Source organism: Chitinophaga sp. MM2321, assembly GCF_964033635.1.
Lineage (GTDB): Bacteria > Bacteroidota > Bacteroidia > Chitinophagales > Chitinophagaceae > Chitinophaga.
In genome coordinates, this window is sequence record NZ_OZ035533.1 from 5,907,235 (window position 1) to 5,930,343 (window position 23,109).

The window sequence follows — 23,109 nt, forward strand, 5'->3', positions numbered from 1 at the left end:
TTAAATCATTTTGTTGCATGGTGTCTTTCTATTACCCTACAAATATAGTAGACTTTATAGGTTTCAGCCAAATAAAATTACGCGTATAGATAAAATCTATATCACTGGCGCGTTTAATCATTTTAGAAATTAATCGATCAAAAGCGGTCAAATATCCGCCAACCGGCTAAACAGCCAAATTTCAAATAGCCGGATTCATCTGGGAAAGTGTTACATTTGCATCATTGTACAGGGTGGATTTGTTTATTGTTCGACCCTGTTATGCTACTTAAACAGCAACTAATAAACGACCTTAAAATCATGAAATCTTTACAAGACTGCGCAAATGAGCGCGTACTCATCATCGATGGTGCCATGGGTACCATGATCCAACGATACCAACTCCAGGAAGCAGACTACAGGGGAACCCGCTTTGCCGATTATCCGAGTGATCTTAAAGGCAACAATGATCTTCTCAGTCTTACCCAACCTCAGATTATAGCAGCCATCCACAAAGAATACCTGGAAGCAGGCGCTGATATTATTGAAACCAATACTTTCAGTAGTACCACTATTGCGATGGCCGACTATGATATGCAGGCACTGGCTTACGAGATGAACATAGCGGCGGCCCGTATCGCCAAGAAAGTGGCGGCTGAATACACAGCAAAAAATCCTGATAAACCCCGCTTCGTAGCAGGCGCCATCGGTCCGTTAAATAAAACATTGTCGCTTTCCCCGGATGTAAACAACCCCGGCTTCCGCTCTGTTTCCTTTGACGAAGTGGCTACCGCTTATGAAGAACAGATCAAAGGGCTGTCAGAGGGCGGTGTAGATATCCTCCTGATAGAAACTATTTTTGATACGTTGAACTGCAAGGCGGCGATATATGCGATTAAAAAGTATTTCAGGGAATCCGGTAAGCCTGAATTGCCGGTGATGATTTCCGGTACTATCACAGATGCCTCCGGCAGAACACTGAGCGGACAAACACTCGAAGCCTTTTATATTTCCGTGATGCATGCCAATCCATTCTCCATCGGCCTTAACTGCGCACTGGGTGGTCAGCAGATGCGTCCTTATATTGAGGAACTCTCCAACATAGCAAGCTGCTATGTTAGCTGCTACCCCAACGCCGGTTTGCCAAATGCTTTTGGTGAATATGATGAAGAACCGGAAGATACCGCCTGCATTATTGAAGACTTTGCGGCATCGGGCTTTGTGAACATTGTAGGTGGCTGCTGCGGCACCACCCCTGATCATATCCGCCATATTGTAGCACATGTGAAAACGATCAAGCCACGCGAAAGGCCGGTACTGGCCGCAGCAATGGCATAAATAAATGTGGAAAGGTTTTCTTTTTAATTCCGACTAACATCAATCATGAGCGTAACCACCATCGACAATACAGCAATTATTAATGACCCCATTGGTACAGACAATGAACAGCATCGGGTCATCAAACCCTTTATGCGACTCAGCGGTCTGGAACCACTGGTTGTGCGCCCTGAAACCAACTTCATTAACGTAGGAGAACGCACCAACGTAACCGGCTCCAAGAAATTTGCCCGCCTCGTCCGGGAAGGCCACTACGAAGAAGCACTATCCGTTGCCCGTCAACAGGTTGAAAGCGGTGCACAGATCCTGGATGTAAACATGGACGATGCGCTGCTCGACGGCGAACTGGCCATGGCTACCTTCCTCAAACTGGTAGCTGCCGAACCGGATATTTCCCGGATACCTGTCATGATCGACTCCAGTAAGTTCAGCGTGATTGAAGCAGGACTGAAATGTGTACAGGGCAAATGCGTGGTTAACTCCATCAGCTTAAAGGAAGGAGAAGCCAAATTCATTGAGCAGGCCCAGATCTGTAAAAGCTATGGCGCCGCAGTGGTGGTCATGGCATTTGATGAACACGGACAGGCAGATACAGAAGATAAACGTGTGAGCTTCAGCCACCGTGCATATAAAATATTGACAGAAGTAGTAGGCTACGATCCGCAGGACATCATTTTTGATCCTAACATCTTCGCCATTGCTACAGGAATTGAAGAACATAACAACTACGCCGTAGAATTTATCAACGCCACACGCCGCATCAAAGCACTGATGCCGCTGGTGAAGATAAGTGGTGGTGTAAGTAACGTGTCGTTTTCCTTCCGGGGAAATGAAACGGTACGCGAAGCCATGCACTCCGTATTCCTGTATCATGCCATCAAAGCTGGCATGGACATGGGTATTGTGAATGCCGGCATGTTACAGATCTACGACGATATTGAACCTAACCTGCGCGACCTTTGTGAAGATGCCATCCTGAACCGCAGGGATGATGCTACAGAACGCCTGATCCAGTTTGCCGAAACCGTAAAGGCCAAAGGCAAAGTGATTGAAAAAGACGAATCCTGGCGCCTGGGCACGGTAGAAGAAAGACTCAGCCACGCACTCGTAAACGGTATCACAGATTATATTGATGGTGATACAGAAGAAGCCCGGCTGAAATATCCGCGTCCGCTGGAAGTGATCGAAGGCCCTCTCATGGATGGTATGAACATCGTAGGTAACCTGTTTGGCACCGGTAAGATGTTCTTACCACAGGTGGTAAAGAGCGCCCGTGTGATGAAAAAATCCGTTGCCATCCTGACTCCCTACATCGAGGAAGAAAAATTACGCAACCAGGCAGAATTTGGTGGTGAGATCAAATCCGCCGGCAAGATCCTGCTCGCCACCGTAAAAGGCGATGTACACGATATCGGTAAAAACATTGTAGGTGTGGTACTGGCCTGTAACGGCTATGAGATCGTTGACCTTGGTGTAATGGTACCCGCAGAAAAAATATTACAGACAGCCAGACAGGAGAAAGTAGATATTATTGGACTGAGCGGATTAATTACACCCAGCCTGGATGAAATGGTACACGTGGCCCGTGAGCTGAAAAGGCAGGAATTTGACATCCCCCTCATCATTGGAGGCGCCACTACCTCCCGCACCCATACAGCGGTTAAAATAGCCCAGGAATACGCACACGGGGTAGTACACGTATTGGACGCTTCCCGCAGCGTAACCGTTACCGGCAGCTTGCTTAACCAGGCACTGAAAAAAGATTTCCTGAAAAATGTACAGGCGGAATATCATAAACTAAATGAAGCTTTCAAGAATAAAAAACAGACCAAACAATACCTCACCGTTGCAGCCGCACAGCAGAATAAAACAGCTATCGACTGGGACGCTTTCACACCGGTTAAACCAACGTTTACCGGCATAAAGAAATTTGAAGATTACGATCTCGGAGAGATAGCGAAATATATAGACTGGCAACCTTTCTTCATTGCATGGGAGCTACATGGTAAGTTCCCACAGATCCTCACAGATGAACTGGTTGGTAAAGAAGCCACCCGCCTGTATAATGAGGCAAAGGAACTGCTGAACAAAGTCATCAAAGAAAAATGGCTGGGCGCCAATGCCGTTATCGGTATTTTCCCTGCCAACGCCATTGCACCTGATACCATCCAGGTTACACCTGAACAGGCAGACATTGCGCCGGTGAAACTGGAATTCCTGCGTCAGCAGGTAAAGAAAGCACCGGGCCAGCCCAACCTGTCGCTCGCCGATTTTATTGCACCGCAGGAAACCGGCAAACAGGATTATATCGGAGGCTTTGCTATTACTGCAGGTATCGGTATCGAAAAATGGCTGGATAAATTTAAAGCAGAACATGATGACTATAACAGCATTATGCTGAAAGCATTGGCAGACAGGCTGGCAGAAGCATTCACGGAACTGATGCATGAACGTGTCCGTAAAGAGTTCTGGGGATATGCCAGCGACGAACGCCTGAGCAATGAAGCCCTGATCAAGGAAGAATACGCGGGTATCCGTCCGGCGCCAGGCTACCCTGCCTGTCCTGAACATACGGAAAAGTACAAGCTGTTCGACCTCCTGGATGCCACTAACAACACGGGTATCACCCTGACCGAATCACTGGCTATGTACCCTACAGCCGCCGTTAGCGGTTGGTATTTCGCCAATCCGCAGGCAAAATATTTCGGGCTGGGTAAAATAGAAAAAGACCAGGTGACCGACTATGCCGACCGCAAAGGCTGGACAATAGAAGAAGCAGAGAAATGGCTGCGCCCTAACCTGGAATACGATATGTAAAATATTTTGGAATTTTTTGATTTAGGTATTTAATAAAATGCAGCGGAGATCTACGCAAAAATCTTCGCTGCATTTTATTAAATACCTAAATTCGTACATCAAAAAATAACTAAATTCCTACATGAGAATTGTCTCCTATAATGTAAACGGCCTGCGGTCTGCCATGACTAAGGGTTTCACCGAATGGCTCCAATCTGATCCTGCGGATGTTATCTGTTTGCAGGAAATCAAAGCACATCAGGAAAACGTCGACTTTCAGCAGTTTGAAAAACTGGGTTACGAACATTACTGGTATCCTGCACAGAAAAAAGGATATAGTGGTGTAGCAGTACTGACCCGTATTAAGCCGGATCATGTACAATATGGTAACGGCCATATGCAGAGTGATACGGAAGGACGCTTTATCAGGCTTGATTTCGGGGATATTACCCTGATCAATACCTACTTCCCGTCTGGTACCAGCGGGGAGATCAGGCAAACCTACAAGTACCAGTGGCTGGATGAATTTTTCCTGTACCTCGATGAGTTGAAGAAAACAAGACCGAACCTGGTTGTTTGCGGGGATTATAACATCTGCCACAAACCTATTGATATCCATGATCCGGTGAGCAATAAAAATTCTACCGGTTTTCTGCCGGAAGAGCGCGCCTGGATGGACCGTTTCTTTGCCAGTGGCTTTGTAGACACCTTCCGGGAATTCAACCCCGATCCGCACCAGTACAGCTGGTGGAGCTTCCGGGCCAATGCCAGGAACAATAACAAGGGCTGGCGTATTGACTATATTAATGTAACTGCCCCCCTTAAAGAGAAGCTGAAACATGCCGCTATTTTTCAACAGATAAAGCATTCAGACCATTGCCCGGTGTTCCTGGAACTGGCGCTGTAGCTATCTTCGCTCATATGTTGATATGAGTATTCAACTGCTGAAGTACTATGATCATTTATAATGTTACGGTAAAAGTGGCTACAGATACGCATTTGGAGTGGCTTTCATGGATGCGGGAAGAGCATATTCCGGCTATATTGCGGACCGGTCTTTTCCATGATTTCCGGATATGCAGACTGCTGGAACAGGACGACCAGGAAGGGCCGACCTATGCTATCCAGTACTTTACAGACAGCCTCGAAAACTACAATACCTACCAGGAAGAGTATGCACAAGGCCTCCGGCAAAGAGGTTACGACCTGTTTGGCGACCGTTTTATTGCCTTTAATACGGTGATGCAGGTCGTATAAACAAGGGTTCGCAATTATATTTATCCACAGGAAATTCACTATTTTCAAGGCATCTGGAGTTTGGTACAATACTTGGAAAGATGCTGCGTTAATAGTATAAATACTGGCAAACACGCTAGGGCACAGGGTTTTATGTAATCCTGCTAAAGCATCACACTTTAGCATGCAAAAGACCAATCAGCTGTAACCGTTACCAGTAGCGTTTTTCAGCCGATAAAATTTTCTATAAAAAAGTTGTAAAAAATTTGGTAATCTGATAAAACGCGCTATATTTGCTCACATCAAACATTTTTTCACTAGTTAAATCTTACTAACTATGAACAAAGCCGAATTAATCGACAAGCTTGCTAAAGATGCAGCTATTACCAAAACCCAAGCTAATGAAGCTTTGGATTCTTTCACCAAAGCTGTTGCTGATACCTTGAAAAAAGGTGGCAAAGTAACTTTGGTAGGTTTCGGTACTTTCTCCGTTTCCAAACGTGCAGCACGTAACGGTAGAAACCCACAGACCGGTCAGATCATCAAGATCAAGGCTAAGAAAGTTGCTAAATTCAAAGCTGGTAAAGCTTTATCCGACAAGCTCTAATCAGTTAGCACAACTTATTCAAGCAAGGAACAATCATGTTTCTTGCTTTTTTTTTATATCAAAGGCCCGGTAGCATACAATTTCAACGAATTACAGTAATTTGCAGCCAGATAACATCATATTTAAAAACAACAAACTTCAAATTATTCGTTATGGGCAGAGGAGATGTAAAAACCAAAAGAGGTAAAATCTTCAGTAAATCTTTCGGTAAAGTAAGACCAGCAAAAACAAAAAAAGCAGTTATTGCTAATGCTGCCGCCGCTAAAGCTAAAGCTGAACAAAAAGCATAAATAAAATTTTCGGATTTTCGGATTTACGAATTTAGGGATTTAAAATGCAGCGAAAGATCTACGCAAAAATCTTCGCTGCATTTTAAATCCCTAAATTCGTAAATCCGAAAATCCGAAAATTTTCAAGGGGCCAGCCTTTCTATCTTCCAGCTCCCCGTTGTAGTAAGTGTATATAATATCCGGTCGTGCAACCGGCTGCTTCTCCCCTGCCAGAATTCCATCACAACAGGCTTCACAACATAACCACCCCAGTAATCGGGCCGCTGAGGGGCTTCCTTTTCATATTTTGCAGCTACCTGACCCACCTGTTCTTCCAGGAAAGAACGGCCGGGAATGACCTTGCTTTGCGGTGAAGCGATGGCGCCTATGCGGCTGCCCATCGGACGGCTGTTATAATATTCGTTACTGATATTTACGCCTGCCTTGCTAACGGTACCTTCTATACGAACCTGCCGCTCCAGTTCCCGCCAGAAAAACAACAGAGACACGTGCGGATTCAGTGCCAACTCCTGCCCCTTACGGCTTTCATAGTTAGTAAAAAACAAAAAGCCCTCTTCATCAAAACTTTTCAGCAACACAATCCGTGCGGATGGATGCCCCTCAGGTGTGCTGGTAGCCAGCGTCATGGCATTCGGCTCATCAATTTCACTGCTGGTAGCATCCTGCCACCACCTGTCAAACTGTTGCAACGGATACGGCGCTACATCACTTTCCTCCAGGGACGCCAGTTTATAATCTTTCCGCAGGTCAGCTACTTTCTGGTTTAACATAGTACGTAAATTTTATTGGTTTAAACCTATGAACAAAGGTATGGAAGGATAATAGTAATTTTGATGACCTGATATAAATCATCGTATGAAAAGAGTTCTCTTGTTATTGCTGTTAACAGCAGGCGCACTGCTTTCCTGTCATAATAACGATCACGCAAAGGATGGTGATACTACCGACAGCCTTATTGTTCCGCTGGCAAGTACCCCCTATTTCTACACGCAACTTAAAGGTGCTGTAGGCGGGAAACACATTACCATGCAACTCCTGAAAACAGCGCCGCATCTATACCGGGGATATTATTGCTATGATAGCATCGGATTACCCATCAGCATTTGGGGCAGCCAGGATTCAGATTCTGACGAAGTAAAGATCTATGAGGACAACGGGAATAGTGAAGAAGAACGCTTTTTCAGTGGCCGCCTTACAGACGACGGGCAGTTCAAAGGGGTATGGCATGGCGACCGTACCTCCTGGCATTTTGCTTTACATACAGACCTGAAAAAAGCAGTACCCCTGCTGGTATATTATAGTACCGATTCCGCCAGACTGTCGCCATCAAGGCCACAATCGCCCATGGGCGTGGCTTCCAACAGCATCATATGGCCCGATTCAACAGTAGATCCGGCCATCGCAGCCTTTATAAAAAAAGAGGTTACCGGCAACCCGGTGTTCACCGACCCGCAACAATATGTAAAAAGGGCCATCGATTCATTTATCAGGGGTTATCAGCTCACCGCAAAAGATGCAGACAGCAACGAATTAAATGATATGAGCCAGTCTGCCTCCTGGAACTGGACAGCTGAAAATGATATAAAAGTAGTGTGGAATACGTGGCCCCTGCTGGTGCTGGAAAAATATACCTATGATTTTACCGGTGGCGCACATGGCAATTGGGGCAATACTTACAAAACACTGGATCTGTCGAAATTAAAAGTGCTCACCCCGGAGGATATCTTCAAACCGGGCTATAAGGAAACCCTGAGCCCTCTGCTGGATAAGGCATTCCGTAAAAAATTCAATATCGCTGAAGATGAAGCACTGGATCAGAACCTGTTGGTAAAAACGATCCCGCCCAATAATAACATCATTGTTACCGACAAGGGAGTGGCTTTCAGTTATGTACCCTATGAGATCGGGCCGTATGCATTAGGGCAGGTAACGTTGTATATTCCTTTCACAGAGCTGAGCAAGGATTTAAGGAAATAACGACCAGGATTTAAGGAAATAAAAAGATTAACCGGATGGGTGTTATGTTCTATTATTAATCAACATAACACCCATCCGGTTAATCCTATAATCTGTTTAATCCTGGTCTGGTCTTAGCCTTTCACGAGTGTACCTACATTCTTGCCCATGATTACATTCAGGAGGTTACCTGGTTTGTTCATGTCAAAAACGATGATGGGCAGTTTATTCTCCTGACAGAGGGTAAATGCTGTCATATCCATCACGTTGAGTGATTTCTGGTATACTTCTGAGAAGGTGATAGTTTCGAAACGGGTAGCAGTTTTGTCTTTCTCAGGATCGGCTGTATAGATACCATCTACGCGGGTTCCTTTAAGAATTACATCGGCTTTTATTTCGATGGCACGCAGGGAAGCGGCGGTATCTGTCGTAAAATACGGGTTACCGGTACCGGCTCCGAAAATTACTACACGACCTTTTTCTACGTGACGGATGGCACGGCGACGGATATACGGTTCTGCGATCTGTTCCATTTTAATGGCAGATTGCAAACGGGTATACAAGCCAATTTTCTCCAATCCACTCTGCAGGGCCATACCATTAATAACTGTGGCCAGCATGCCCATATAGTCTCCTTGTGCTCTTTCGATACCTGTTTCGGCTTCGTTCATTCCCCGGTAAATATTACCACCGCCTATAACAATGGCTACCTGAACCCCAAGGTCGGTAACCGCTTTAATGTCGTAGGCATACTGGCTGATTACCTTATGATCAATACCATAACTTGCATCCCCCATAAGGGCTTCACCGCTCAATTTGAGCAAAATACGCTTATACTTTGGCAACATGACGCTATAAAATATTGTAAGTGATTAAGGAGGAAAGCATAAAGCTTAAAGCATGAAGCTGCCCTACTTCTAATATACAATTAAATGCGTAAATCAGTTATGTCTCTTTGCTTTTTTGCCTTTCGCTTGTTGCTTTCTTATTAATGCGCAAAAAAAAGGAGAGAACAATTATTCTCTCCTTTTTTTGATATAATGATATTAACCTAAAGCGATTCGTTTGAAGCTGATCACCTTCAGGTCAGCATCTACTGATTTCAGGTAATCTGCTACGGACTTATTATTATCCTTTACAAATGCCTGTTGCAGCAGGGTGCTTTCTTTAAAGAATTTATTGATTTTGCCGGCAGCAATTTTCTCCGCCATTTCAGCAGGTTTGCCTTCAGCTTTCACTTGTTCAACAGCAATTTCTTTTTCGCGGGCAATCAGTTCAGCCGGAACGCTTTCCGCATCAACTGCGATAGGGTTCATAGCTGCGATCTGCATAGCGATATCTTTTCCTACTTCTGCAGAAACAGGTGTAGAGAATGCAACGAGTACGCCCATACGGTAATTACCGTGGATGTATGCAGTAACACCACCTGCTTCAACAAATTCGAATTTATTCAGCGTGATCTTCTCACCTATTTTAGCTACCTGATCGTTTACTTTATCAGCAACGGAAGCGCCATCGAGGTGAGCTGCATTCAGCTCTTCAGCAGATCTGATACCATTGTTCAGGGCCAGGTCAGCAATAGATAATGCAAATTTTACGAAATCTTCGTTCTTAGCAACGAAATCAGTTTCACAACCCAGACCTACGATAACGCCGGATTTACCATCTGCTGCTGTTTTAGCGATGATAACGCCTTCTTTGGTTTCACGGTCGGAACGCAGCGCAGCTACTTTCTGACCTTTCTTACGCAGGTAATCAACTGCTTTTTCAAAATCACCGTCACTTTCTACCAGTGCCTTTCTGCAATCCATCATTCCAGCACCAGTTTGCTGACGCAGTTTGTTCACATCAGCTGCCGTAATTGTTGCCATGAGCTATTATTGATTTAAGAGAATTAATAATAAAATTTTCGATTTAGTGATTTGGCTATTTAGTTATTTGAAATGCAGCGAAGATATCCCCCGCTGCATTCCAAATAACCAAATAAATAAATATCTAAATAACTAAATGAAATGTTTCAAACTATCTGCCGCCGCCTGGTTTTCTAGGACCACTGCCAGCACTGGATGGACGACGTTGTCCGCCACCAGCACCACCGCCACGGTTAGGACCACCGCCACCGCGGTTAGGACCACCACCTGCGCCACGGTTAGCACCGCCGCCAGCACCACGGTTAGCGCCACCAGGACCGCCCGGGCCTCTTCCGCCCTGACCACCTGGTTTACGACCTCTTTCGCGGTCTTCGCCACCTTCAACTTCAAATTTGCGTGCCTTGTCGTCTGATTCTTCTTCTTCCTCTACATCTTCAGATTTCTCTGTAGCTCTTTCAGACAGACCTTCTGCGATTGCTGCGCAGATATAGCTGGTGATGATTGCGATAGATTTAGTAGCGTCATCATTCGCAGGAATTGCGAAATCAACTCTACTTGGATCAGAGTTAGTATCTACCATACCGAAAGTAGAGATACCAAGACGTTTTGCTTCTGCCAGTGCAATGTGCTCGTGGCTGATATCAACCATGAACAGCGCAGCAGGAACACGTGCCAGTTGGGCTATACCACCCAGCACTTTCTCCATTTTCTCTTTATCGCGGCTTAAAGTAAGACGTTCTTTTTTAGTGATGTTGTCGAATGTTCCATCCTGCAGCATTTTTTCAATGCTCTGCATTTTCTTCACACTCTTACGGATAGTAGAGAAGTTGGTGAGCATACCACCTAACCATCTTTCAGTAACGAAAGGCATGTTGATGTTACGCGCAGCGTCTGCTACTATTTCTTTCGCTTGCTTTTTAGTTGCAACGAACATGATCTTCTTTCCGCTTTTAGCGATAGATTTCAGGGCAGCTGCTGCTTCCTGTAAACCTTCAACGGTTTTGTTCAGATCGATGATATGAATACCTTTCTTTTCTGCGAAAATATAAGGCAGCATTTTGGGGTTCCATTTCTTCTTCAGGTGACCGAAGTGAACACCTGCCTCCAGTAACTGCTGCTGCAATGAGGTATTATTTTCCATGTTTATATTGCTCAATTAAAAGGATCAAATAATGTTTAGCTGGTAGCTTTTAGCACGTAGCTTTTAGCTAGTGGCCAAAAGCTGATAGCCAAAAGCTCAAAATATTAGCGTTTAGAGAACTGGAAGCTTCTTCTCGCTTTAGCTTTACCTGGTTTCTTACGTTCTACACCTCTTGGGTCACGTTTCAGAAGACCTGCGGCTTTCAGTGCGGGACGGAACTCAATGTTCACTTCGCACAGTGCGCGGGCGATACCCAATTTTATCGCTTCTGCCTGTCCTTTGATACCACCACCTTGTGCATTTACCTTTACATCAAATTTATCAAGTGCTTCGATAGTTTTGAAAGGCAATTCCACCTGGTTTTGCAGGTAAATCAGAGAAAAGTAGTTTTTATAATCTTTGTCGTTAACTGTAATGTTACCGGTACCCTTGTTAATATAAACACGGGCAACAGCTTCCTTACGACGACCTATTGTATTTTTTTGCTTTTCCATGTATCAGAGAAAAATTAGAATGTTAATGGTTGTGGTTTCTGTGCTGCATGAGGATGTTCAGAGCCAGCATATACAAACAGTTTTTTGTACATCGCACGACCCAGGCGATTCTTAGGTAACATACCCTTGATAGCCTTTTCGATCAATACCTCAGGACGGCGACGGATCAGATCCTTAGCCAACTCGATTCTCTGACCACCTGGAAAACCAGTGTAGTGCATGTATTCCTTTTCCTGCATTTTGTTGCCAGTCAAAGAAATCTTTTCTGCATTGATTACGATGATATAATCACCACAATCAGTATGAGGCGTATAGTAAGGTTTGTTTTTACCTCTCAGGATAGCCGCCATCTTAGCACATACTCTTCCGAGAGTCAGGTTGGTAGCATCTACTATATGCCAGTCACGCTTTACGTAAGCGTCGTTAGCCGATTTAGTTCTAAAACTTAATGTATTCATTGTTGTATACGATAAAAATTACGTCTTTTAAACAATTCCCCAATTATGAGGAGTGCAAAGGTACATTTCCCATTCTTAATAACCATACATTTTACCCACTTTTTTACAGAGCACCTTTGCAACAGATTGATTTTCAATAAACATTTTGTTTTAAAGTTATTAACATAGCCTCGCCCGACCGTTAATATTATAATAAATCATAAAGCAGAAAGAGGCGCCTTTCTACAGGAACACCTCTTTCTACGTTATTATATTATAAGTAATTATAAATTAAAAACGACAGACTAATACCCTTCATTCTGCGTCAGATCAGGATTTACATCCCTTTCAGACTGCGGCACCGGCAATACCAACAACGGCGCATTATAATCCAGGCTACCCACCTTCATCTTCAAACGCTTGATCGTCCATAACCGGTCGCCCTCAAATGCCAGTTCCCTAAAACGCTCATCAACAATATCATTGGCAGTTAATACGCCCAGTGGCGCCGCATTGGAACGGGCACGCACCTCATTTACATCATCCAGCGGCGTTACGCCCCCTACCGGCGCTCCACCCGCCCGGAAATTGGCTTCTGCACGGGTCAGCAGCATTTCCGCCAGTCTTATTACCGGCACCGCTTTATACTGATCCCGCCACTTGGTGGTATAAGTACCATCAATACCCGATATACTGGTACCATCATATACAAAACTCTTGCGGGCATCTCCATCATCGTACAGATCCAGGAAGGATGACAGCACCTGTACATCTCCCCTACCCGTTGGCTTTGCTGCATAAAAAGTAGCCATCCCATTGTTGGAGGTACCGGCATTACTTTGTTTACTCTGCTGAATAGCGAAAACATCCTCAGATGAATTGCTGATATTATTAAAGGCCTTATCAAAAGTACCCGCCAGCCCAAAACCGCCGTTTGTAACCACATCATTGGCAGCGGCTGCCGCTTCCGGATATTTACCCTGGTTCATATATACACGCGCCAGGAACGCCAACGCCGAATATTTGCTGGCACGGCCGGACTCGTTTGACTCCGGCAAATCAGCGGCTGCTTCTGTCAGATCTTTAATCACCTGGTCGTATACCGCTGCTACCTTGTCCCGTGCTTTTTTATCCTTCTGCGGATCATACACGGTTACAGGATCCAGTACAATAGGCACTGCATCACTGGTCGCGGCATTGCCGGCTGAATAGGGCTGCCCGAAGAAATTCACCAGTTCGAAATAAGTAATGCCCCGGATAAATTTGGCCTCTGCCGCAATGCCTTTCTGCTCACTGGTATCCACCAGCTGAATCTTTTCCAATACCGTATTCACCCCGGCAATTACAATATAAGAACGGCCCCACATACCTTCTGCAATGGAAGAGGTCCGGTCCTGCGTCTTCATAAAGATGGCTTTATAATTGGCAAAAGTACCTACCCAATCCAGCTCATCATCGCCTCCTAACAAATCTGATATCAGGAGATTACGCTCTCCGAATGTATTAAAATGCTGCAGGGAATTATAACTGCCAAACAATACCGCTTTCACATCTTCACTGGTAGTAATCTGATCCGGCGTGATCTGCTGCGTAGGCAATACATCCAGTTTCTTGTTACATCCGTATGCGACAACCAGCAGGCAGGCCAGCGAAGCATGGATGATATATTGTGTGATTTTCATACTTTAATTTTTTTGTTTTCCAATTGATAAAATGCAACGCATCAGAAGCGGATATTCAGCCCCACAGTGTATGTTTTGGCCTGTGGTATAGTATAGAAATCAACACCGCCGGCAATATTCTTGGAAGAATTGGTATCGGTTCCCAATGGCGCTGTATTCACTTCCGGATCACTCATGTAATGGGTTTTAGTCCATAAATTATACCCGGCTACATAGAGCTTGGCACCCTGGATCTTTAATGCGGAAACAATTTTTTTAGGAAGATTATAACCCAGCGTTACATTTTTCAGTCTCATATAAGAGCCATCATAGATGTAGCGGGAAGTAGCCTGGTAGCCGGTTGGATAACTCAGGCTCACGCGCGGCACATTTGTGATATCACCCTTCTTCTGCCACCTGTTCATGATATCCAGCGTCTGGTTATCGAGGCCGTTACTAAAACCAGTGGTCTGGTAAATACCGGCCTGGTTGAAGATGCTGTTGCCATGTACAAATGTGAAGAATACACTCAGGTCAAATCCTTTGTAAGAAAAGTTATTGGTAAATCCACCTGTAAAATCAGGATTGGAATTACCTACTACCATATTAGGCGCCCTGCTGAAAGCAGTGGTAGACTTACCCAGCGAATCCTGGAAAAGCGCATCGCCGGTTTCGGGATCTGCACCCAGGAATTTAGGCAGATAGAATGATCCGATGGCTTCTCCTTCTACGGCCTGTTGTACGCCACTTTTAATTACCTGTCCGTCGAGGCTCGTAATTTTGTTTTTATTAAACCCTATGTTGAAGATTGTTGACCATTTAAAATCACCTTCGAGGTTACGGGTTGTCAGTGAAAATTCTATTCCTTTATTTTCCATCTTTCCCAGGTTGCGCGTAATGATACCATAACCGGTAGAAAGCGGAATGTTTACATCCAGCAACAGGTCTGTTGTTTTCTTTTTGTATACATCTACTTCACCGGAGATCCGGTTATCGAGGAACCCAAATTCCAGACCGGCATCTGTCTGAAAAGTTTTTTCCCATTTCAGATCGGGGTTACCCAGCTGGAATGGTTGGAAACCTGGCAGGTCAGGATAATTGGTAATACTATAAAGCGATAAAAATTTATTCTCACCTATTTCTGCGTTACCTGTCAAACCTGCGCTGGCCCTCAGTTTCAACATGCTGATTACACGAGACTCTTTCATGAAATCTTCATTGGAAATCATCCAGCCCAATGATCCTGCGGGAAATACCCCATACCTGTTATTGGGTCCGAAGCGGGAGGAACCATCCGCTCTTACACTGAAACTGGCCAGGTATTTTTCCTTGTAGGCATAGTTGCCTCTGAAGAAATAAGACAGGAAAGTATACCTGAAATTCTGTGAGGAGCCTGTTGTAATAGAGGTGGCGCCCGACAGGTTTTTCACCGCATCGGAAGGATATCCTTCTCCTTGTATACTTGAATTCCGGTTATCATTTTGCAGATAGCTCATACCCAATACCATGGATAATTTATGATCGTTACCAAGCACCGGTGCTATCGTAAAAAAGTTGTTCGTATTAAGTGTAACGCTCTGCGCAGTGATAGACTGTCCTTTACCAATACCCTGGCCATCCTGCGACAGTTTACTTTTAAAATAGTCTTCATTCATATTGAGGATATCTGTTCCTACTTCCGAACGGAAACTTAACCAGGGGAGGAAATTATAATTTGCGTAAGCATTTCCCAGTGTACGGAAAGTTATCTGTTTATCGCTGTCGTAAAGTGCATCAAAAAGACCATTGTCATACAGCGTTCGGTTATTTAATTTTCCGGTTTCCGGATCAATCAACGGCGAAATTGGAATCTGTGCAACCAACTGTCCGGGGGTGGAAAATGAATTATCATCGGTGATACGATCCAGTTGTGAGCGGTTTATGCTCAGGTTAATGCCCACTGATAATTTATCGGTGGCCGCATGGTCCAGGCTCAGGCGGGCGCCATAGCGGGTAAATTTATTGTTGATGACGATGGCATCCTGTGCGTTGTAAAATCCGGAGATAAAGAACCTTGTTTTTTCATTACCGCCGGTGGCTGACAGGTTGATCTGATCTGTTTTGGCAGACTTGCGGTATACTTCATTTTCCCAGTTGGTGTTTACCGCCTGGTTACGCCAGTCGGTACCGAGTGAGTAATCATCCAGTATACCCTCGTATGATTTTTTGTAATCTGCGATCGCTTCTTCTTCTGTGGTATAGCTGGGTGTATCGTGGTTGGCAAAATCTATCCTTCCATCATTTACGGCAGCTTCTTCAATCAGGTCTACATATTGTTTGGCGTTGAGGAAACCGCGTTTTTTAGTAGGGGTAGACCAGCCGGTATTTACATCCAGGCTAAAAACAGTTTTCTGATTGAGCTTCCCTTTTTTGGTGGTTACCAGTACCACGCCATTGGAGGCACGGGCACCGTAGATAGCTGTAGCAGCAGCATCTTTCAATATTTCTACAGATTCAATGTCGTTCGGATTAATATCTACCAGCGGGTTGGTGATTTCATTGTTAACATCTGACTGCAGGCTGGTTTCAACCGGCATTCCATCAATGATGTATAAAGGCTGGCTGCTGGCCGAAATAGACGAGGTACCGCGGATCCTCACCTTGATTCCCTGGCCTACTTTACCACTGCCGGATTCAATGACCACACCGGCTGCTTTACCCTGGATAGCGGATTCAAAGCTGGCTACCGGGATATCTTCAATTTCTTTGGCGTTGATTTTTGAGATGGAACCGGTTACTTCCCGCTTGAGCTGCGTACCATAACCCACGACCACTACTTCCGAAATATCTTTATTACCGGTGCTTAGTGATACGGATATATCACTTTTACCAGCGATAGATATTTCCTGGTCGGAATAGCCGATAAATGAAAAAACAAGGGCATTTACATTTTTATTTACGGCTAATTTAAAGGACCCGTCCGCACTGGTGATGGTGCCGGATGCGGTTCCTTTTACTCTAACAGTTACACCGGGCAAGGGATTCCCGTCTTTGGCGTCTGTAACCTTTCCTGTAATTTGTTTGGATTGGGCAAAGGAAAACATGCATAGAAGCATTAGCATGGTTACCCACGAATAAAATCGAAACATGGTGTTGTTTTTAAATGATCATGAAGAATAAACAAGACAAGCGATAGACTATGTTTTTTGGGCTGAAAGGTTCCGTTTTTCAAATAATTGGGAGGTTAAGCCCAGTGAGCAAATTAAATGGTTGACAATTCTCTTCTAAGCAAGTTCCGTACGGCCCAGGTTTCCGGATGGGCACTTATACTAAATTAAAGTATTTCCTTAAAAAAATGTTAAAATCTGCGATTTTTTTTCAGACAGGGGGCAAAAAAAATCCGTTCCGGCGCCAGGCCGAAACGGATTTATCATATTAAATAAATTTATTAACTGTTCCTATTCCTGGCTCCCATGTAGATCAGGATATACTGAAACAGGGCAGCGAGGGAAGCGAGAGCTGCCACCACGTAGGTCATAGCAGCCCACCAGAGGGCATTTTTGGCTTTATCATGCTCCTGTGGCCGCATAATCTGGCTATTATCCAGCCAAGCGAGTGCGCGCCGGGAAGCGTCAAACTCAACCGGTAGCGTTATAAGCGCGAATACGGTCGTGATGGCAAAAAGGATGATACCCCCCAGCAATAGCTGCGGAAAGGTGTTTATCAGCAGGATACCGCCTAACAACACCCATTGTACGAGGGAGGAGCTGACCTGAACGGCCGGCACCAGCTTGGAGCGGAGTCCCAGCCAGGGGTAGGCAGCAGCGTGCTGTACCGCGTGCCCGCATTCATGGGCGGCTACAGCCGCAGCGGCCACGTTGGCGCCTGCATATACATCCGGGCTCAGGTTAACGGTCCTGTTAGCCGGGTTATAGTGATCGGACAAGAATCCTTCGGACGACACTACCTGTACATCCGTGATATAGTTGTCCCGGAGCATCTTTTCAGCGATTTGCTTACCGGTCAGACCGGAAGAGGTCGGTATTTCACTGTAGGCTTTGAATTTCTGTTTCAAAACGTAGCCTACCAGCATGCTGATCCCCACAAAAATCAGCGAAACAAACATGATCCCTGGTGTCATCATATATTTAAAATTAAGTATTTCTATAGTGCAAATATCTCACCATACCCCCGATTTACCGCGATCCCTGACAAGCCTTCCTGTTATCCCTGTTTCAGAAATTTAACACTGACATTATGGCGCTAAAAATAAAATAAATATGAAATCGCGGCCTGTTTGTCAGATAAAAAAAATGATATTATTATAATTTTCTTATATACAAATTTGATCAACATCAACCCTATTTATCAACATTTTACGAGTTGCCAATGAAAGTAATATTGGACAAAACAGGGGCTGAAACAAGCGATGGCAGCCACTTTGTTACATTACGAAAATACCTCAAAAGTTATTCACATCAATTAAATAAACTTTTTTATTCTGAACCCATTTTGTAATTTAGAGCTGAATTTAATGGGTTAGTAAGTAGAAAGAGTCAGCGGAATCTTCCGTTTGGCTCTTTTCTCATTTTAGTACTTTCCATTTCATTTTTTACTCCTTCTCTCCGAACATTTTCATGCAATAATTTTAAAACTACTTACTTTGTACGCATCCTGTTTTTAAAAATTATGAGTAAGATAAGAACTGCTTTTTTTTGTCAGCAATGTGGATATGAATCTGCAAAATGGAACGGCAAATGTCCGAGTTGTGGTGAATGGAACACTTTCGTAGAAGAAAGAGTTCAGAAAGACATTCCTTCCAAACACCCCGACTGGAAAAATGAAGAAACGACTCCCGCCCGCACCCATAAAATCATCAACCTTTCTGAAGTAACAACCACCGCAGAAAAAAGGTTGCTTACACCAGACAATGAATTGAACCGTGTCCTGGGAGGCGGTATAGTGGCGGGCTCGCTGGTACTCGTAGGCGGTGAGCCAGGCATAGGAAAGTCTACCCTCTTCCTGCAGAATGCCTTGCAACTGAAGCAGATCAAAACACTTTATATCAGTGGTGAAGAAAGTGAACAACAAATAAAAATGCGGGCAGACCGCATTCAAAATTCCAATGAACAGTTTTATCTGCTCACTGAAACATCTACACAAACAATTTTCCAGGAAATAAAAAAACTACAGCCACAACTGGTGATCGTAGATTCGATTCAAACATTACACTCACCATTAATTGAATCTGCTCCGGGAAGTGTTTCACAGATCCGCGAAACAGCTGCGGAATTACAACGGTTTGCCAAAGAAAGTAACACGCCCGTTTTCCTGATCGGCCACATTACGAAAGATGGCTCGATAGCCGGCCCAAAAGTGCTGGAACACATGGTGGACACGGTTTTACAGTTCGAAGGCGACCAACATTACGCTTATCGCATCCTCCGCACCATCAAAAACAGGTTTGGCTCTACCGCCGAATTGGGCATCTATGAGATGACCGGCACCGGATTAAGACAGGTTACCAACCCTTCAGAAATATTAATATCACAAAGAGATGACCTCCTCAGTGGCGTAGCCATTTCTGCTACCATGGAAGGTCTTCGCCCCTTGCTCGTAGAAGTACAGGCACTGGTAACACAGTCTGTATACGGCACACCGCAACGCACCGCTACCGGTTTCGACCTGCGCAGATTGCAGTTATTACTGGCTGTACTGGAAAAACGCGGCGGCTTCCACTTTGGTGTTAAAGATGTGTTCCTCAATATTGCCGGTGGTATAAAAGTGGAAGATCCTGCTATTGACCTGGCTGTTTTGTGCGCCCTGTTATCCTCTTATGAAGACAATGCGCTGCCCAACAAAATGTGTTTTGCCGGCGAAGTGGGCCTCAGTGGAGAGATCCGCGCTGTAAACCGGATCGATCAACGGATTGCAGAAGCGGAGAAACTGGGCTTTGAAAAAATATTCATCTCCCGGTACAATAAAAAGGGAATAGATTTCGCTAAATTCAATATCGAAGTAGTACTGGTAGGAAGAGTGGAAGAAGTGTATCAGCAATTATTCTGACCGGCTGTCAATACTACCGCTTAATACTAACCCGATGTTTACCAGTTTGTTATCCCCACTGATCCATTTATTCTATCCACATTGCTGTGAAGTATGTGGTATAGACCTGCCTGCGGCAGATGAACTCCTGTGTCTCCATTGTCACGCTGCTTTACCGGTCACACAATTCCACCGGTATCCGGCAAATCCGGTAGCAAATATTTTCCGGGGCCGTATACAAATAAGTCATGCAACAGCGGCTTATTATTATAGCCAGTCCTCCGGATTACAACAGCTCATACATCATTTTAAATATAAACAACGGAAAGACATTGCCACCTGGCTGGGCAAACAAACCGGCTATATGCTGCGGGAAAGCAACTGGCTGTCATCAATAGATTACCTGGTGCCGGTACCGCTTTTCCCGCGTAAGGAAAAACAGCGTGGCTATAACCAGGCTGCCCTGCTGGCTAACGGTATCGCACATATCACCAGTCACCCGGTGCTGTTACAGGCATTGCGCCGGCAACAATACACCGGCACCCAAACCCGGAAAGGAAGGGTTAGCAGATGGCAGAATGTGGCCGATGTTTTTAAGGCAGATCGCACCTTGCTCACCGGCCGGCATGTTTTGCTGATAGACGACGTGATCACTACCGGAGCCACCACGGAAGCCTGTAGCCAGGCCCTGATAGAGGCTGGCGCCAGCGTCAGTGTTTGTTGCCTGGCCTACGCCTACAGCTGATTAAAAAGTTACCGTTTTCTCGCCGGGTATAATTATCTTTACAATAGCAGTCAACAGTAGTTGTTCCTTGTTCTCTTTTCAAATAATCTGATATGTTTAAATTAGCCATCCTTTCACTCGTCATGTTTTTTGCAGCATCTCACATATATGATTTTAAAGTAGATGCCGTGGACGGAGGTAAGATCGATTTCTCCCAATACAAAGGGAAAAAGATTCTCATTGTAAATACCGCTTCCCTTTGTGGCAACACACCCCAATATGAGGGACTGGAGAAATTATACAAAAAATACCAGGGCAAGCTGGTTATCATAGGTTTCCCGGCCAACAATTTCGGGTCACAGGAACCAGGCAGTAATGCAGACATCAAAGCATTCTGCACCAAACAATACGCCGTTACTTTTCCAATGGCCGCAAAAATATCTGTAAAGGGTGCAGATATACACCCCATCTACAAATGGCTGTTGGCTGAAAGTAAAGCCAAGCATTTTGAACCAGCTGAAGTTACCTGGAATTTCCAGAAATACCTGTTGGACGAAAAGGGTAATCTCGTGGCAGTATTCTCTCCCAAAACTCAACCTGAGTCTCCGGAAGTAATTGCTGCTATCGAAAAATAACCCGGTCATTTGTCCTGCCCCAACCTTTGCCAACGGAGTGTAAGAAAATAAGATAAGAATATACCTGCGTATACGTATAAGCGTACACGTTAGCCGGATGCTGTCATTTTACACAAAGTGGATCATATACATGAAAAATCGCTCTACCGCGCCTAAAAAAACACGGCTCTTACCAGCCCTTGCCTTTATTGTCCTGCTATGTTATGCTTGTCAGGGCAACATTGACACCCCGGAATTATCCTGTCCTGAAATGTCTATGACAGCCACACTGGGAAACAATACCCATGCCCTGAACCTCATAGCCAATACCATCTTCCGGCAGAAAACGGATACTGGCGGCCATAAATACCTGAGCCTCGAAGCCGTTTCCGACAGCCTCAAGGTGATCATTAATGTAACCGACGGCATATATACCGGCGCGCAGCTGGCGGATGACACCTTTCATCTCAAAGACTACTACTATTCCAAAGCGGCAAACCTACAGGGAGGACTCGTAGTAGCTGCTGAAAAAAACAGCCTTGATTACACTTATTTTACTACAGATACTTCCTGTGTGATCATTACAAAAATCAACACCGCCAATAAAACTGTTTCCGGCCGGTTTTATTTTGCAGCCAACAGCCGCACTATTACCGGAAGCGGTATTTTTGAACATGCCTGTTATGTATCATTACCATAATTACTGATTAGCCCCTTTTCATTATCTTGCGCCCATGCTTTTTTCAGATATCATAGGACAAGTGGATGTGCAGCAACAACTGATGCAATCCGTGCAACAGAACCGGCTTAGTCATGCCATGATATTACTGGCCCCTGAAGGAGCCGGTGGCCTCCCGCTTGGCCTGGCCTTTACCCAGTACCTGGTTTGTGACAACAAACAATCCGAAGGCGCCTGTGGTAAATGCTCCGCCTGCCTGAAAACATCGCAGTGCATTCATCCGGATATTCACTATTCATTCCCGGTAGTACCGCGGAAAACAGGTGACAAGCCGGTAAGCACCGACTATATTGCCGAGTGGCGCGAGTTTGTAAATCAAAACCCCTACGGTAATGCTTACGACTGGCTGCAATTCATTGGCGCAGAAAACAAACAAGGCAATATCACGGCTACAGAATGCCAGGACATTATCCGTAAACTGAACCTCAAAAGTTTTGAAAGCGGCTATAAGATCCTGCTGATGTGGATGCCTGAATACCTGGGCAATGAAGGCAACCGGCTGTTAAAGCTCATCGAAGAACCACCGCAAAACACCCTCTTCATACTGATCGCTGAAAACCAGGAGCAGATCCTGGCAACTATTCTTTCGCGCACACATCTCATCAAAATAAATCCGCTGGCAAAGGACGACATGATAAAAGCACTCATCGAAAGAGGCAAGGTACCCCCTGCCAAAGCACAACAGATAGCCACCATTACAGCGGGCAATTACCGCGAAGCGATCTACCTGTTGCAGCATTCCGATGATGATTACCATGAACTGCTGCGTAACTGGCTCAACTACCTGTTTACCGGCAACCGGGTAGCTCTCCAGGAATGGATAGAAGGCATCTCCAGTGCCAAAACAGGCCGTGAGAACCAGAAACAATTCCTCCGGTACTTCATCAACCTGCTGGAACATTCCCTGCGTTTAAAATACCTGGATAAAAGCCAGCTGGCCTTTTCTGAAGAGGAAATGGACTTTGCCGCAAAGCTCACCAAACTGGCCAATCTTGAGCAAACAGAACAAATAGTGGAGGTGCTGAACAACGCCTGTTACTATATTGAACGCAATGCTAATGCGAAACTGCTTTTTCATGCCCTGTCCATCAAGCTACAATATATATTCAAAAAGAAACCTTTACCTGTAATGTAACAACGACGGCACCGTCCGTCGTGAATCCCCTCAATTTCCTTACCTTTGGTGCTTGGGCCTTTTTGTT

Annotated in this window: 21 protein-coding genes; 12 read left to right on the top strand and 9 right to left on the bottom strand. The window is 44.9% G+C overall.

The genetic code is table 11. The annotated features are described in order from the left end of the window. Nucleotides 1-300: 300 nt before the first annotated feature. From ABQ275_RS23125 to ABQ275_RS23150, 6 genes are all read left to right on the top strand, one after another. The gene (locus ABQ275_RS23125) at nucleotides 301-1,317 is read left to right on the top strand and encodes a homocysteine S-methyltransferase family protein (protein WP_349315508.1); all 1,017 of its coding nucleotides are present in this window, start codon (nucleotides 301-303) and stop codon (nucleotides 1,315-1,317) included. 45 nt (nucleotides 1,318-1,362) lie between these two features. Continuing rightward, nucleotides 1,363-4,134 carry a methionine synthase gene (gene metH, locus ABQ275_RS23130; RefSeq protein WP_349315509.1) on the top strand — a complete coding sequence of 924 codons (2,772 nt, stop codon included), beginning with the start codon at nucleotides 1,363-1,365 and terminating at the stop codon, nucleotides 4,132-4,134. Between the two features lie 121 nt (nucleotides 4,135-4,255). Continuing rightward, the gene (locus ABQ275_RS23135) at nucleotides 4,256-5,020 is read left to right on the top strand and encodes an exodeoxyribonuclease III (protein WP_349315510.1); all 765 of its coding nucleotides are present in this window, start codon (nucleotides 4,256-4,258) and stop codon (nucleotides 5,018-5,020) included. A gap of 47 nt (nucleotides 5,021-5,067) precedes the next feature. Continuing rightward, nucleotides 5,068-5,370, top strand: a complete 303-nt coding sequence (locus tag ABQ275_RS23140) for a DUF4286 family protein (protein WP_349315511.1) — start codon at nucleotides 5,068-5,070, stop codon at nucleotides 5,368-5,370. A 316-nt stretch (nucleotides 5,371-5,686) separates the two neighbouring features. Continuing rightward, complete coding sequence (locus ABQ275_RS23145; protein ID WP_029465307.1) at nucleotides 5,687-5,956, top strand: HU family DNA-binding protein; 270 nt, start codon at nucleotides 5,687-5,689, stop codon at nucleotides 5,954-5,956. 152 nt (nucleotides 5,957-6,108) lie between these two features. Next, entirely contained in the window at nucleotides 6,109-6,246 is a 138-nt protein-coding gene (locus ABQ275_RS23150; RefSeq protein WP_349315512.1) for a 30S ribosomal protein THX, read from the top strand. A gap of 122 nt (nucleotides 6,247-6,368) precedes the next feature. Here ABQ275_RS23150 and pdxH read toward each other — a convergent pair whose 3' ends face one another. Beyond that, nucleotides 6,369-7,016 (bottom strand): pyridoxamine 5'-phosphate oxidase, encoded by a 648-nt coding sequence (gene pdxH, locus ABQ275_RS23155; protein WP_349315513.1) that lies wholly within the window; start codon nucleotides 7,014-7,016, stop codon nucleotides 6,369-6,371. Nucleotides 7,017-7,101: 85 nt separating this feature from the next. Here pdxH and ABQ275_RS23160 point away from each other — a divergent pair, with 85 nt between their 5' ends. Further along, nucleotides 7,102-8,223: a DUF3298 domain-containing protein gene (locus tag ABQ275_RS23160; protein ID WP_349315514.1), complete on the top strand. Its 1,122-nt coding sequence runs from the start codon at nucleotides 7,102-7,104 to the stop codon at nucleotides 8,221-8,223. A gap of 113 nt (nucleotides 8,224-8,336) precedes the next feature. Here ABQ275_RS23160 and pyrH read toward each other — a convergent pair whose 3' ends face one another. From pyrH to ABQ275_RS23200, 8 genes are all read right to left on the bottom strand, one after another. Continuing rightward, nucleotides 8,337-9,050, bottom strand: a complete 714-nt coding sequence (gene pyrH / locus ABQ275_RS23165; protein ID WP_349315515.1) for a UMP kinase — start codon at nucleotides 9,048-9,050, stop codon at nucleotides 8,337-8,339. Nucleotides 9,051-9,248: 198 nt separating this feature from the next. Beyond that, a complete protein-coding gene (gene tsf, locus ABQ275_RS23170; protein ID WP_349315516.1) occupies nucleotides 9,249-10,073 on the bottom strand; it encodes a translation elongation factor Ts in 825 nt (274 codons plus the stop codon). Between the two features lie 151 nt (nucleotides 10,074-10,224). After that, nucleotides 10,225-11,214, bottom strand: coding sequence for a 30S ribosomal protein S2 (gene rpsB / locus ABQ275_RS23175; protein ID WP_349315517.1), 990 nt, complete (start codon nucleotides 11,212-11,214; stop codon nucleotides 10,225-10,227). A gap of 104 nt (nucleotides 11,215-11,318) precedes the next feature. Then, nucleotides 11,319-11,708 (bottom strand): 30S ribosomal protein S9, encoded by a 390-nt coding sequence (gene rpsI / locus ABQ275_RS23180; RefSeq protein ID WP_079471350.1) that lies wholly within the window; start codon nucleotides 11,706-11,708, stop codon nucleotides 11,319-11,321. Between the two features lie 14 nt (nucleotides 11,709-11,722). Next, entirely contained in the window at nucleotides 11,723-12,166 is a 444-nt protein-coding gene (gene rplM, locus ABQ275_RS23185; protein ID WP_349315518.1) for a 50S ribosomal protein L13, read from the bottom strand. A gap of 284 nt (nucleotides 12,167-12,450) precedes the next feature. Next, complete coding sequence (locus ABQ275_RS23190) at nucleotides 12,451-13,827, bottom strand: RagB/SusD family nutrient uptake outer membrane protein (RefSeq protein ID WP_349315519.1); 1,377 nt, start codon at nucleotides 13,825-13,827, stop codon at nucleotides 12,451-12,453. A gap of 41 nt (nucleotides 13,828-13,868) precedes the next feature. Then, on the bottom strand, nucleotides 13,869-16,889 hold the full coding sequence (locus ABQ275_RS23195; protein WP_349315520.1) for a TonB-dependent receptor: 3,021 nt from the start codon (nucleotides 16,887-16,889) through the stop codon (nucleotides 13,869-13,871). Nucleotides 16,890-17,233: 344 nt separating this feature from the next. Then, nucleotides 17,234-17,929 carry a zinc metallopeptidase gene (locus ABQ275_RS23200; RefSeq protein WP_349315521.1) on the bottom strand — a complete coding sequence of 232 codons (696 nt, stop codon included), beginning with the start codon at nucleotides 17,927-17,929 and terminating at the stop codon, nucleotides 17,234-17,236. 545 nt (nucleotides 17,930-18,474) lie between these two features. Here ABQ275_RS23200 and radA point away from each other — a divergent pair. The 5 genes from radA to ABQ275_RS23225 all read left to right on the top strand — a co-directional run bounded on the left by radA (nucleotide 18,475) and on the right by ABQ275_RS23225 (nucleotide 23,042). After that, nucleotides 18,475-19,851: a DNA repair protein RadA gene (gene radA, locus ABQ275_RS23205; RefSeq protein WP_349315522.1), complete on the top strand. Its 1,377-nt coding sequence runs from the start codon at nucleotides 18,475-18,477 to the stop codon at nucleotides 19,849-19,851. A gap of 34 nt (nucleotides 19,852-19,885) precedes the next feature. After that, nucleotides 19,886-20,575 (top strand): ComF family protein, encoded by a 690-nt coding sequence (locus ABQ275_RS23210; protein ID WP_349315523.1) that lies wholly within the window; start codon nucleotides 19,886-19,888, stop codon nucleotides 20,573-20,575. A gap of 92 nt (nucleotides 20,576-20,667) precedes the next feature. Then, nucleotides 20,668-21,189: a glutathione peroxidase gene (locus ABQ275_RS23215; RefSeq protein WP_349315524.1), complete on the top strand. Its 522-nt coding sequence runs from the start codon at nucleotides 20,668-20,670 to the stop codon at nucleotides 21,187-21,189. 130 nt (nucleotides 21,190-21,319) lie between these two features. Then, nucleotides 21,320-21,868, top strand: a complete 549-nt coding sequence (locus ABQ275_RS23220) for a hypothetical protein (protein WP_349315525.1) — start codon at nucleotides 21,320-21,322, stop codon at nucleotides 21,866-21,868. Between the two features lie 34 nt (nucleotides 21,869-21,902). After that, on the top strand, nucleotides 21,903-23,042 hold the full coding sequence (locus ABQ275_RS23225) for a hypothetical protein (RefSeq protein WP_349315526.1): 1,140 nt from the start codon (nucleotides 21,903-21,905) through the stop codon (nucleotides 23,040-23,042). Nucleotides 23,043-23,109: the final 67 nt, after the last annotated feature.